We start from the raw sequence: 13,970 nt of genomic DNA on the forward strand, positions 1-13,970 counted from the left end.
CAGATTGTTATTCAATATCAAATGCCAATCACTTTTGCTGATTTGGATTTGGAAAATCAACGTCAAAAACTAAATTTTGAACAGGAGAAATCCCATGATCAATCAAGAGCAAACCGACAAAGCCATCGAGGAAGAACTTCAGGAGGCCATGAGGCTGCTGGAACAGCCACTGGAAAGAGAAGGGGTAGCACAAAGCCCAACTCTTTCAGCATTAGACAAGGCTCGCCAGCCAAAGATCACAACAGCTTGCGAAACCTGTCCAAATGCGATCTGGTTCAGCTCACCGGAAGAGGTCAAGTGTTATTGCCGGATAATGCACATGATCACCTGGAGCGGCAAGGATTCAAATTTGATAACCATGTGCGACGGGAAGTTTCTCGATTAAAGACAAATAGAAAGCATTACAAGAACCAAATTAAACCAATTTCCTATTGAAAGTTTGAAGTCAATAATTATTCCTCAGACTAAAAATGGTGCATTTTTCTTGACAATATACCCACCAAGGGTATATACCTATAGGGGTATATTGGAGAATTATATGTCAAAACACCCTAAGCATCATGAAGAGTTGTCTCGACTTAATAGAGTAACCGGACAACTCGAAGGCATTAAGCGGATGATTGAAGAACAACGCTACTGCGTGGATATCCTTTCTCAGTTACGCGCTGTTCGTAATGCAGTAAAAACTATTGAATTGGGTGTGCTTGAGCGCCATGTTTTAAACTGCCTTAATGAGGTCGCCTGCCATGGAACTTCTGAGTCGCGTCAGGAAAAAATGGATGAGATTATGGCATTACTAAAAAAATACGACTGAGGTGGATGATGAATACACAAAACCAGGATGCTAAACACCACAAAGAAGGGCATAGTTGTTGTGCTCATCAGCATCATCATGCACCTATGTCCCAATTTGAGATAACATCAGATCATGTAATTTACACCTGCCCTATGCATCCACAAATCCGCCAAGACAAACCAGGAACTTGCCCACTATGTGGTATGGCGCTGGAGCCAGAGCAGGTGAGCATAACAGAACAAAGAAATCCCGAGTATCACAATATGTTCTGGCGTTTTATCATTGCATCTATAGCAAGTATTCCAGTCATTTTCTTGAGCATGGGTGAGCGTTGGTTAAGCCCATTAATTCCAATGTCTCTATCGTTATGGACTCAAGCTATACTTGCAACGCTGGTGGTTTGGGGCTGTGGTTGGCCTTTCTTTTTAAGAGGATGGCAGTCTCTTCGCACCCATCATCTGAATATGTTTACCCTGATTGCTTTGGGCACTGGTGTTGCCTGGGGGTATAGCTTGGCAGTCGTTCTTTTTCCACAACTACTTCCCCTGCATATGCAAGGCGATGGCATGATGCCAGTCTATTTTGAAGCTGCAGCAGTGATTACGACTTTGGTGCTTTTAGGCCAAGTGTTGGAATTAAAAGCGCGTGAGCGCACCGGAGATGCCATTCGTGCATTGCTTCATTTAAGTCCAACAATTGCTCATCGATTAAATGACGGCGAAAATGAGGAGGACATCTCTCTTGATGAAGTAACGGTAGGTAATAGATTGCTGGTACGCCCTGGTGAAAAAATCCCGGTTGATGGAGAAGTAATTCAAGGTCAAAGTGATGTGGATGAATCCATGCTCACAGGTGAACCTATGCCTGTCGCCAAAGAAGTTGGCAATACGGTGATTGGTGGGACACTGAATCAACAAGGAAGCCTTGTTATCAAAGCAGCACACATAGGCAAAGACACGTTACTTGCCCGCATTATCTCCCAAGTCAGTGAGGCCCAACGCAGCCAGGCCCCTATTCAACGCTTGGCAGATGCTGTTTCTGCTTGGTTTGTGCCTATTGTTTTAGCAATCGCATTGATTGCGTTTCTTGTTTGGTTTTTAGTAGGCCCCTCGCCTTCCTTAAGTTATGGCTTAATCGCTGCCATCTCCGTATTAATCATTGCATGCCCTTGTGCTTTGGGTCTTGCAACCCCCATGTCCATTATGGTTGGGATAGGAGAAGGCGCACGACGCGGTATTTTAATTAAAAACGCTGCTTCTTTGGAGCAATTAAGAACAATCAACACCCTGGTTGTCGATAAAACAGGAACATTGACCCAAGGTCATCCGGCGTTAACCCAAGTTATTCCAATTGCTAGTTGGCAAGAACAGGAGCTTTTGAGTCTCGCGGCATCTCTTGAGCGTCACAGTGAGCACCCACTAGCCAAAGCACTACGTGATGAAGCGCAAACACGTCAAATTACTTTAAGAGAAGCTACGGATTTTATTGCAGTTAGAGGAAAAGGCGCTCAAGCAAAAATCGATGGAAAAAGCGTTGCCATTGGTAATGCACAGTGGCTTTTGGTTCCTGCCGAGCAAATTCCTGATGCGGCGTTGAAGGCCCAAGAAGAAGGGGCTACTTTGATTTATTTGACAGTTAATAAGCAGTTCGCAGGTGTTTTTGTGGTCGCTGACCGCATTAAAGAGTCAAGCCACGATGCTGTCGCCACGCTTATCAAAAAAGGTATACAAGTCATTATGCTCACCGGTGATAATGCCATTAATGCCAAAGCAGTAGCTCGACAAGTAGGTATTCAAAGGGTTATTGCCGAAGTCTTGCCCGATGAAAAAAGCAATATGATTGCTCAATTGCAACAGGAAGGGCATGTGGTTGCCATGGTTGGTGATGGGGTGAATGATGCCATTGCCTTGGCAAAAGCCAATATTGGTATTGCGATGGGAACCGGAAGTGATGTAGCAATTGAAAGTGCCGGCATTACCTTATTAGCAGGTGATTTAAATAAACTGGTAGAGGCTTATGAATTATCGGTGCATACAGTAAAGAACATCCATCAAAATCTTTTTTTTGCTTTTATTTACAATGCGCTGGGCGTGCCCATCGCGGCAGGTGTTCTTTTCCCATTTACAGGCTTATTACTAAATCCTATGATAGCTGGTGCTGCCATGGCATTAAGTTCTGTGTCGGTGATTGCCAATGCTTTGCGTTTGCGCAAGAAGCTGACATGATAGGAAAAATAATTAAATTAATTTAATTAATATTAGGGACAGAATGTACATGATGAATCAGAAAAGGGGTTTTAAGTATTTTGTGATAGGGCTGACACTGTTAATGCCTGTATTAGCACATGCAAAATCCCCGTTGAATCTCAAAGAGCTGACACAACTGGCAATTCAACAGAACAAGGATTTAAAAGCAGCGCGTTTTGCCATCTCTATTGCCGAGGCACGCTTGGTACAAGCAGGATTATGGTCAAATCCCAATATTAATTTAAATAACAACGACGACCGATTATTTAATAACGAGGGTGAATATTCGCGAAGTATCAGCTTTAACCAGGCCTTTCCCATATCAGGTCGTATTGCCAAGCAAAAAACAGTGGCACGCATTGATATTCTTCGCGCCCAGGCTGAGGTTTTTGAGGCGACTCGGCAGTTAAGTGCCAAAGTTGCTAATGCATATTATGCGGTGGTCATCGCAGAGAACCGCATGCAACAATTAAATTATTTACAAAAGATAAATCAAGAGTTGGTGCGTGTTATTCATAATCGCTACCATGCCGCTGAAATTTCTAAATTGGATGATAATTCGGCTCGCATTGAATACGCACGTATTACTCAAGAAAAACAACTGTTAAAAAGTCAGCTAATTAGCCAATATGCCCTTTTAAATCAACTCATTGGTCAAACACCCAATTCGCCACTGAACGTTAAAAAAACGATTAGGATAGCAAAAGGCATTCCTCCATTAGGAAACTTAATCAATCACGCCCTCAGTAATCGTCCTGACAGGAGGGCTTTGCTACTTGCTGGACAACGCGCCATGGCCGATAGACGTTTAGCCCAAGCTGAGCGCTTTGCTGATTGGACTCTTGGTGCTGGAGTGCAACAAGATAAAATCGTTGTGGAAGGCGGGTTACCGCAACCAGCTGATCGCACATTAGGGGTTTCCTTATCCATTCCTCTGCCTTTACTCAATCGCAATCAAGGGCGAATTATGGAGGCCTCCGCAACTGGAACTCAAGCCATGATCTCAGTAGATGCTTTAAATCTCACGATTGAAACAGAGGTTACGAGCAATTATGGCCAGCTTAATGCTCTTAAAACTAGTGTCGCGCAAACGCAAGGCACCTCCCTTCGTTTAGGGCTTGAAAACGTGAAACTTGCTCGTGAAGCCTATCAAAATGGACAAGTTTCTTTTTTGAATGTCTTGCAGGTGCAAAGGCAACAAAATGATGTACAAATGGCCTACTTAACGACCATTGGCCAATATTTTCAATCTTATGTTGCCTTATGTACGGCTATTGGAGCACCCCATACAAACGGATTCTGCTCGTATTTATCCTTAACAAAGGACGTGACCAAATGATTCATACATTTAACTCCATCCGCCAAAGAGTGTGGTTTATTGTTTTACTGGGTATTTTCTTTCATTCGTCATTGCTAATGGCGCATGGAGACGAAATTGAAGTCAGCACGTCAGGCCCAGCCCAGTCGGTTACATTAACTCCTGAACAAACCAAAATGCTGGATATTCAGGTCTCCGAAGCCACGCCGCGCCCCATGGCTGACTTGTTAGCATTAAATGGTCAAATCCAATTACTGCCCAATGCACAGGCCGATGTCAGTGTGCGTATTAGTGGTGCCGTGACTGATATTGTGAGCAATCTTGGGGACAGTGTCACCAAAGGCCAAACATTGGCCACGGTACAATCTCGCCTAGTTGGTGATCCTCCACCTAGTGTCGCGGTAAAAGCGCCTATTTCAGGTGTTATTGATGCACGCAATGTGAATTTGGGGCAAGCGGTAGAACCCAACACCGTTTTATTTCACATCAGTAATCGTGAGCAAGTGCTCGCTATTGTTCAAGTGTATGAAGAGGATTTGGGCAAGATTAAAGTAGGGTTGGATGTGAATGTGCATGTTTTAAGTTATTCCAAGCGTATTTTTCCTGGAAAAATAACGCTTGTTGAACCAAATTTAGATCCCTTAACGCGCACCGTGAACGTCCAAATTAGTCTTGATAATAAAGAGGGATTATTAAAACCCGGCATGTTTGTACGTGCCAACGTGGTATTACGATTTACTCAGGCAGCACTTACGGTACCTAATAACGCCATACTGGAAATTGATAATGCCACCTTTGTGTTTGTGAAGAATGGCACCCAGTATGATAGGACGGTGGTTAGCCTTGGGGCTCGTGATGATAAGTATACTGAAATTAAAGAAGGTTTAGTTCCTGGCGATGAGGTGGTCACGCAGGGTAATCGAGAATTGTACACATTATCTCTAAGTGGTGGCGGCACTAAAAAATCTGGTGATAAGGAGCCTCACTAATGTTTACACGCTTAATTGCCTGGTCGCTTCATAATCGCCTTTTGATTTTAGCTTTAACGCTCGTGCTGTGTCTTTTAGGTGGTTACACCTTAAAACAAATGCCAGTAGATGTATTCCCGGAATTTGCCCCTCCACAGGTGGTGGTGCAAACCGAAGCGCCGGGCATGGCCACCCAAGATGTGGAAACGCTAATTACTTATCCATTGGAAAGTGCGATTAATGGCACACCAGGTGTAGCCAGTGTTCGCTCTAAAACATCGGTAGGTTTATCCACCATTACCGTGGTTTTTGATGACCGAACGGATATTTACCGTAATCGACAACTGGTAAATGAACGTATTCAACAAGTCAGTAATCGACTCCCACCCGGGGTTAATCCTCCAGTGATGTTACCGGTAACCTCTGCAGTGGGTTGGCTTGTCAAATATGCCTTAATCAGTGATACGGTAAGTCCTGAAACATTACGCACCATTTCAGATTGGACCATCAGACCCCGAATTCTAGCATTAGGTGGGGTTGCGGCCGTCGTGTCACTTGGTGGGGAGGTCAAGCAATACCAAGTGCGTTTAATTCCTGAGCGCATGCTTTCTTATGGGATTACCATCGAAGAAGTACGCCAGGCGTTAACCACTGCGAATCAAAACGTCCCTGGCTCTTTTATTCACAAAGCCGGTAGCGAGCTTGTGGTCGGAACTATGGGGCGAATCCAGTCCTTAGAAGACATTAAAAAAACCGCCATTGTGGTACGAAAAGGAATTCCTATCACGATTAATAATGTAGCTACCGTTGCTTTTGGTGGTGAAATAAAGCGCGGTGATGGTGCTTACAATGGAAAGCTCGCGGTGATTGGCACCATTTCCAAAGCCTATGGTGCCGATACGGTGACAACCACGGCTAAAGTGGAGCAAGCGCTAAAAAACATCAAACTCACTCTCCCCGCAGGGGTGGCGTTAGAAACGGAAGTCTTTCGTCAAGCCAATTTTATTGAATCAGCGATTCATAATCTATCTCGCGCTCTTCTTGAAGGGGCAATCATTGTCATTGCGGTGCTTTTTGTGTTTTTAATGAATTGGCGTGCCTCATTTATTACCTTTCTGTCCATGCCTGTATCCTTTGTCATTGGTTTATTGGTGCTTCACTATTTTGGCATTGGGATTAACTCAATGACACTTGGTGGGATGGCCATTGCGATTGGCGAGGTCGTAGATGATGGCATCATCACGGTTGAGAATGTGGTGCACCGTTTAAGAGTAAACCGTCAAGAACTCCATCCTTTACCTGCCATTGAAGTGGTGTTTGATGCGGTACTTGAGATACGAAGTTCGGTTGTTTATGCCACCATTATTATTAGCCTTGTCTTTTTGCCTATTTTCTTTTTATCAGGGATTGCTGAGCGTATTTTTAGCCCCTTGGCCATTGCCTATATTGCCTCTGTCTTGGGTTCTTTGGTGGTATCGATTACCATGGTTCCGGCGCTTTGTTACCTTTTATTGGTTCGTGGCAAAGAAAAAGCAGAAGACTCTGAAGTGAGTCTACATGGCTTATCTCAGCGTGAGCGTCATTATGGGGTAGAGCAAAAAACGGAGCATGAGAAAGAGTCTGAAACCCGGTTTGTCCTGTTTCTTAAAAGGCATTTTCTAACAGCACTGCACTGGTCTTTATCGCATGTTAAAGCTGTGGTTGTGATGGCACTGGCTGCTTTTTTGTTTGCATTAACCCTACTTCCCTTTTTTGGTAAGTCCTTTTTACCGGAGTTTCATGAGGGAAATTTCATTATTGCTATGAGCACATTGCCAGGAACTTCATTAGAAGAGTCGATGCGTTTGGGACAACAGGTGCAAAAATCCTTAATGCGCTACCCACAAGTCATCTCGATTTCCCAACGCGCAGGTCGCAGTGAGTTGGATGAAGATGCGCTACCCCCTAATGTCAGCGAATTTGATGTCCGACTTGATTTTACTAGAGACAAATCGATGCCACCTGATGAGCTATTACGACGAATTCGTGCTGATTTAGCCAATATTCCAGGTGCGATGTTTAATGTGGGTCAGTTCATTGCCCATCGTATGGATGAAGTGCTTTCAGGGGTTCGTGCCCAAGTGGCGGTGAAGTTATTTGGTGATAATTTAACGACGCTCAATGAATTAGGTCAATCTTTAGAGACTGTTTTAAAATCTGTTCCGGGTGTTGTTGATGTCAATAAAGAGCAGCAGATTAATGTACCGCAACTCATCATTAAAATTGACCGAGAAAAGGCGGCACGTTATGGGGTCAATGTAGGGCAAATTTCTGAAGACGTACAAGTACTTTTAAATGGAGTCAGTGTTTCGAATGTTTTGGAAGGACAGCGTACCTTTGATTTGTACCTTCGTATGGATAAACCTGGACGAGATAGCATTAAAGCCATTCAAGACATGTTGATTGACGCACATGGCCAAGCCGAGGGAACTTCTGGTCAAGTGCCTTTGCGGGCTGTGGCTGATATTAAAGTAGAGCCCCAACCCTTTGCCATTAATCGGGAGAATGTGCAGCGGTTATTGGTCATTGGCTTTAACGTACAAGGACGAGATTTAGGCAGTGTCATTGCTGATGTAGAACAAGAGGTACAGGAAAAAATAAAACTACCCGCAGGCTATTTTATCCAATACGGCGGGCAATTTGAAAGCCAGCAACAAGCTTCTAAAGTGATTATTACCTTTGGTGCTTTAGTTATTTTCATTATGCTGGTCTTACTGCATAAAGCCTTTGGTACCTTAAGAGAAGCTTTATTGGTGATGTTTAATTTACCTTTGGCGTTAATCGGTGGGGTGATATCACTTTTTATCGCCAGTGGTGAGATGAGTGTGGCAGCCATGATTGGTTTTATTACCTTATTTGGGATTGCGGCACGCAATGGGATTATTTTAGTGAGCCACTACAATCAATTGCGGTTGCAGGGAAAAACTCGAGAGCAAGTGGTCATTGATGGGACACTCGATAGATTAGTGCCGGTACTTATGACAGCGGCTACCGCAGCCCTTGGTCTTTTCCCGCTCCTTTGGGGTTCACCCGCCGGTAAAGAGTTAGAGCGTCCTTTGGCACAAGTACTATTGGGAGGGCTATTGACTTCAACCGTGCTCAATATGTTTGTTGTTCCCACGGTCTATAACGCCATTGAACAATGGCGGGAAAGACATCAATCTTTAGATGAAACCAATAAGGAGAAACACCATGAACCAAAAACAATGCAACCGTAAGTTAAAGTGGTTTAGTTTGATAATGAGCTTTTTTATTTGGACAATACCTATAGAACTCTTTGCCGATACAAGCGAAGCGTCCAAAGTAACCATTCCATCAACTATCCCAGCCATTTGGAAAGCCATTGATGAGCAAGCGGTGTCGATTAATCAGGCATTAAAAGACAATCAACTCACCTCCATTCATGAGCATGCTTTTGCTATTCGCGATTTAGTCAATGCACTGCCTGCTTTAAGCAAGGATTTATCTGAAGAGCAGAAAAAAATATTACAAACAAATTTAAGTTATGTAGGGCAATTGGCCACTCGTCTTGATAAAACAGGGGATGCAAACGATAAAGAGGGAACTCAAGCCAATTGGGATAAATTGGAAAAAATATTAAGCCAATTACGTGCCCTTTATCAAATCTCATCATCTAATTAAGAGTATTTTTATGAAATTATCTTTTTGCGTTCAAGCAATACTTGCATTAAATGCCCTGTATGTTGGGCAAGCCCTTGCAGTTCAAAATCCGACCTCACATACAGTGACTAAACCCACCGTGTTGTTGATTAAAAAATATCAAACCGAAGTGGATGGTAAACCTACTGAATTATTTCGAATCGAGCAGCCTGATGGTACTTGGGGATATCATGGGGTTAAAGGCGACATGTTTGATGCCATTGTAAAAAATCAGACTGATAAGCCCACAGTGTTACATTGGCACGGCCTCATTGTACCAAATGACCAAGATGGAGTGCCCTATGTGACGCAAGCACCTATTCCCCCAGGCGGTGAGTTTCATTATCATTTCTTGCTCAAACAATCTGGGACTTATTGGATGCATTCGCACCATGATTTGCAGGTACAACAATTTTTATCAGCACCTTTGATTATCTCCGATGCAAAAGATAAGGCAAGTGAGAAAGAGGTTACTTTATTCATTGGCGATTTTAGCTATAAAAAACCAGAAGTGATTTTAAGTGAGTTAAAGAAGGGACAAATGACCCACATGCATCATGGAAATGGCATGTCTTCTATGCCTATGAGCCAACCCGAAGCCGATTTAAATGATGTCAATTATGATGCATTCCTAACCAACTATAAAACGTTAAAGAATCCAGAAATTGTTCCCGTTCATCAAGGAGATACTGTTCGGTTAAGGTTTATCGCAGGCTCTGCAATGTCTAATTTTTTTATCAATACAGGCATTTTAAAAGGAAAGGCGATTGCTATTGATGGGCAAGCGATTAAACCAGTAGAATCCAATCAATTTCAACTGGCTGTGGGACAGCGGATTGATGTTTTGGTGACCATTCCCCAAGGTGAAAACGCATATCCTATTCTTGCGCAAGGAGAAGGGACTGCGATGCAAACAGGTTTAATACTTACAACGCCTAAAGCGAATATCCCTAAACTAAATGAAAAAACGTCAAATAAAGCTGGCGCTTTAAACTATGATCAGGAATTTAAATTTAAGGCCTTACAGCCAATGTCAGCTAAAACTCCTGGACAAACGCTTACAGTCAATTTAGAAGGCGATATGATGTCCTATGTGTGGACAATTAACAATCAAAAATGGCCTGAAATAAAACCATTAACGGTTCAGAAAAACAAACGGGTTGAACTTGTCTTCAATAATAAAACGATGATGGCTCATCCCATGCATTTGCATGGTCATGTCTTTGAAGTGACTGAGATTGATGGGAAAAAGATAAGTGATGGTCTGTTGCACGACACGGTTTTGGTGTTGCCGAAATCAACTGTTAAGGTTCAATTTGATTCCGATAATCCGGGCAACTGGATGATGCATTGTCATATGCTTTATCATCAAGAGACTGGGATGATGACTCTGATGACTTATCAGGATATTAAATTACCAGACTTAACAAGCCATCATTGACGTTAAACACCATCTTTAAGGATTAAGCTGCTTTTAGAGAGTATTTTAGTCGCTCATAACTAAGAATAGTACTTACCTAGATGCGTCATTATGAGGATATGGGTAGTTTTGGCAACAACTGAACTGATCAGCTGTTGCCATTTGAAATGAATTTATGCAATATGAGCCACATTGGTCTTTTGCGATAATAGCAAACGGCTATTTAACTTAGCATATCTATAAATTTTTGATTTTAATTGTCGTTTCACTCCCTCGAGCCCTAACTTACTGTTGTTAGCCAGATCATTAAAATCGCTAAATTGTCGGGGGTTTGATAACTGCTCTCCCGGAGCAAAGGTCGGTAGAATGATGAAGCCATTAACTGAATTTGCTGCCTCGGTTCCTTTTTCTTTCCCAGGGTTAATACCCTTTGTTAACTCAAGGTGTTTGTCATCATCTGCAGCCACAATAATTGGAGTATTGGGATATTTATCATGTAGCGCTTTAGCAACTGGTTTGAGATTACCGGAGTCAAAGGCAGAGACAACAACAGGTAGTCCGGTTGCATCTTTTATAGTTGCAGCTGTAGCATAACCTTCAGCAATAACAATGACAGGCGTTCCTGAAAGTTTTTCTAAGCCCCCCAACACATGAAAACAGCCTTCCTTTCTTGAATCTTTTGCAAAGCGTTTGGTTCCATCTTCGGTAATGTACTGAACAGTCCAAAGTGTTCCTTCGCAATCTGTTGCTGGAATACAGGTTAGTTTTCTTTCTTCATCCGTATATGCGCCAGAATGAACTTCAATACCCTTGGCCTGCATATAAGGAGTGGGTTCCACAATCTCTGCCATCGTAGATAATTTTTCTTTCAGTCTTAATGCAGTATTTTTTTGTTTCACTTCAAGCTCACGTTGGCGAGTCTGTTGATGCTTAAGCGCCTCTGTTTTGAGTATTGCCTTCTGTTCATCAGTTAATATGTAACCCTTACATTTCCAATTAAGCTCAGTACCAGTTCGATTATTTTTAATATATCCAGCCGGAATACCATCTAAATGGGCTACATAAAATCCTGCCTTCTCACCGTTTTTATCACCCTCTGTAGCTATGCGATGAGGTTTACCATCCATAATTGGATGCCCACCTGAAACAATAGCACCAAGGCTCATCAATGCCGCCTTAAATTCATCTTCTGGTTTAAGCGCTTTATCCTGGGTTAGTATTTGATTTTCAGGAAGCCAGGCTTTGATTTTCTCAACAGGAACACCTGGATTTGCATACCAACATTTTTGAACTTTATCCCAGGTAATACCTGGTGTTCCATCAGGGAGTTTTCCTATTGTGGATTTAGCACTCTCTTTTTGTTTGAAGGGGATGCTTAACCAGACCTTTTCAGAAGTGATGTTTTCCGAAGTCATAACGGCTACCTCTTTAAGTTTCTCATCCTTGATTTCAATAAGTTCTGTTAATTGAATGTCTTGGGTTTGCTCTAAAGCACACAGGTGATTCACTATTTTCTCTGCATCTGCAGATGCTCTAAATATTTCTAAAGGCTCATCTTCCAGAACTTGAATCCACGATTTGATATATGCCGTGTGTTGAGAAGGGTCATGGCCTATACCAAGCTCAGCACCTAAAAGCATGCTTGCAATTTCTGCTCTCAATTCTTCTTTGGCATAGGCATCTGAACCAAAGGGATGGCCTAAATCTCTATCTAGTCTTGATGGATGACCACTCCAATGTCCAAGCTCATGCAGGGCAGTGGCATAATAGAAAGCTTCCGATTTAAATTGCTCTTTTGGTGGAAGATGAATGCTATCAGTCGATAATCTGTAAAATGCTCTGTCCGCTTCAGAATGAGTAATGGTGGCGCCAGAGTTAAGCAGTAGTTTTTCTGCTCTTTCATTTAAGGACCAGTCCGGCTCTTTTGCAATGAGTTCGGGCATATTGTCAATTTGTGAGGCATGAAATACTGTTGCATAGAACACCTTAGGTCGTTCAAGATTCACCTGCACTTTTAATGGATTATCTTGCTCATCAAGCACAGGATAACCCGCATCATCTTGTTTGATTTGTTCTTCATTAAATTTCCAGTACTGAATCGTCGTGCCTTTTTCTCCCTTACGTACTTGAGCATCGATACTTTGTGCTTGTTTGTAGGTTAACCAGCGATTGTCATCACTTTGATTCAGCATTAAATACAATGCATTAATCCCGCGATAACGTTTGCCTGTTATTGGATTATAAGGAACTTGACCATTACCTGTGCCTGGTTCCCATGGTTTTAGCCAGGGAGCTGTTCCTGCTTTCAGGCTTTCAATAATTTGATTGGCAACGACTTGATGGTAAGGCATTTTAGTCATAAATAGCCTCCATCGCGTCTTCTTCATTGAGTGCATCTTCAAAAAATGCACCCATGATGTCTGCTTCTATCGGACTGACCTCGACAAGAAAGCCAGGGATTACTAAATCCTCGAACTTTTCTGAAATCACATCCATTAACTCGGTTTCATGACTCATGTGGTTTTCTCCCGTTTATTAATTACCCATATGGGTGTGATCATTCCCTTGATTTGTCTTATGTGAACAAGACCATAATATCGACCATCGAATGACCACTCGCTTTGACTGGTCATCGTCATGATTTCATCTTCTTGAAGTTGATAATTCATTACCTGCCATTGAGGTAAAGCACGGTTCATCCCATCCTGTAATTTTGGTTTTGAATAAGGAATTAACATTTGATTCACAAAAACCCCTTCATTTGTCACAGAGAGGATATCGCCAGATACAGCTACTACTTTTTTCATTAAATAACCATATCCATTACAATAAAGACCATGGTCTATATAACCTCTGCTCTTGCCTAATCTAAAAGTTTGCCTATCGTCTGGGCAAAAAATCACATAAGTATTTTTTAGGGGCTCTGCACTGGTGATGCGATATAAGCCTACAGGAATAGATTCAGTAAGATTTATCCTAAAGCCCATAGAATGGAATAATGAGCCTGCAGCAATAGTACTTATCAAAACAATAGCGATGAGGATGGACAGTTTTTTCATAACCGGATCACCTCATCTTCACTTAAACGAACACGTAAAATATCTGAGTGAATAGGTGCCTCTACAGAGGCTCTAGCCATGAAGACTGGATCTTTAAAATAAAGCGGCTGTTTACCATAAATTGCAGGAAAGCCCGCTGCATAAACAACCATGTCGCCTGCTTCAACAATGAAACCATTAGAATCTTTTTTAGGTCCTGGCATGCGAAGACACTCATCAACGGTTAAAAGAGGTCTCGATATTTCCTGAATGGTTTTTGATATTTGATTTAAGAACGTAGAAAAACGTTTACCGCTGGTGGTGATGTGTTCTTTAACAATCGTCGTTTGACCTGTCAGCTTGGAAAGATGTTCTGCCGTTTCAACTCGGTTGGGTGGATAAGCATTTTGGATGTGGCAATTAGAAGTAATGGTCTCATCAGGGCCATAGCCACGTTCACGGCTTTTAAGCTGATTAATGTCCTG

At 42.4% G+C, this 13,970-nt stretch carries 11 protein-coding genes and 1 pseudogene; 8 read left to right on the forward strand and 4 right to left on the reverse strand.

The features are described from left to right. From Q0495_RS03455 to Q0495_RS03490, 8 genes and pseudogenes are all read left to right on the forward strand, one after another. A pseudogene (locus tag Q0495_RS03455) lies at positions 1 to 435 on the forward strand (conjugal transfer protein TraI); the annotation flags it as partial. A 103-nt stretch (positions 436 to 538) separates the two neighbouring features. Further along, positions 539 to 814 (forward strand): metal-sensitive transcriptional regulator, encoded by a 276-nt coding sequence (locus Q0495_RS03460; RefSeq protein WP_018576423.1) that lies wholly within the window; start codon positions 539 to 541, stop codon positions 812 to 814. A 5-nt stretch (positions 815 to 819) separates the two neighbouring features. After that, positions 820 to 3,021 (forward strand): copper-translocating P-type ATPase, encoded by a 2,202-nt coding sequence (locus tag Q0495_RS03465; protein WP_237762315.1) that lies wholly within the window; start codon positions 820 to 822, stop codon positions 3,019 to 3,021. 49 nt (positions 3,022 to 3,070) lie between these two features. Further along, a complete protein-coding gene (locus Q0495_RS03470) occupies positions 3,071 to 4,381 on the forward strand; it encodes a TolC family protein (protein ID WP_112220347.1) in 1,311 nt (436 codons plus the stop codon). Positions 4,382 to 4,458: 77 nt separating this feature from the next. After that, positions 4,459 to 5,349, forward strand: coding sequence for an efflux RND transporter periplasmic adaptor subunit (locus Q0495_RS03475; protein WP_298623164.1), 891 nt, complete (start codon positions 4,459 to 4,461; stop codon positions 5,347 to 5,349). After that, the gene (locus Q0495_RS03480; protein ID WP_298623149.1) at positions 5,349 to 8,585 is read left to right on the forward strand and encodes an efflux RND transporter permease subunit; all 3,237 of its coding nucleotides are present in this window, start codon (positions 5,349 to 5,351) and stop codon (positions 8,583 to 8,585) included. The genes Q0495_RS03475 and Q0495_RS03480 overlap by 1 nt, the downstream gene beginning before the upstream one ends. A 22-nt stretch (positions 8,586 to 8,607) precedes the next feature. After that, positions 8,608 to 9,009, forward strand: a complete 402-nt coding sequence (locus tag Q0495_RS03485) for a hypothetical protein (RefSeq protein WP_051078197.1) — start codon at positions 8,608 to 8,610, stop codon at positions 9,007 to 9,009. A 10-nt stretch (positions 9,010 to 9,019) separates the two neighbouring features. Beyond that, positions 9,020 to 10,468, forward strand: coding sequence for a multicopper oxidase family protein (locus Q0495_RS03490; RefSeq protein WP_112220348.1), 1,449 nt, complete (start codon positions 9,020 to 9,022; stop codon positions 10,466 to 10,468). A 152-nt stretch (positions 10,469 to 10,620) separates the two neighbouring features. On the opposite strand, the gene Q0495_RS03495 is transcribed toward Q0495_RS03490, so the two are convergent. The 4 genes from Q0495_RS03495 to Q0495_RS03510 all read right to left on the reverse strand — a co-directional run. After that, positions 10,621 to 12,807, reverse strand: a complete 2,187-nt coding sequence (locus Q0495_RS03495) for a zincin-like metallopeptidase domain-containing protein (RefSeq protein WP_298623152.1) — start codon at positions 12,805 to 12,807, stop codon at positions 10,621 to 10,623. Then, entirely contained in the window at positions 12,800 to 12,964 is a 165-nt protein-coding gene (locus tag Q0495_RS03500; protein ID WP_019349995.1) for a hypothetical protein, read from the reverse strand. The genes Q0495_RS03495 and Q0495_RS03500 overlap by 8 nt, the downstream gene beginning before the upstream one ends. Beyond that, a complete protein-coding gene (gene traF, locus Q0495_RS03505) occupies positions 12,961 to 13,506 on the reverse strand; it encodes a conjugative transfer signal peptidase TraF (RefSeq protein WP_298623159.1) in 546 nt (181 codons plus the stop codon). Before traF ends, Q0495_RS03500 begins: the two co-directional genes overlap by 4 nt. Further along, positions 13,503 to 13,970: type IV secretory system conjugative DNA transfer family protein (locus tag Q0495_RS03510; RefSeq protein ID WP_298623161.1), on the reverse strand; the 468-nt coding region annotated here is incomplete at its 5' end. The genes traF and Q0495_RS03510, both read right to left, overlap by 4 nt.

Origin of the sequence: uncultured Legionella sp. (assembly GCF_937871865.1) — a bacterium.
GTDB lineage: Bacteria > Pseudomonadota > Gammaproteobacteria > Legionellales > Legionellaceae > Legionella.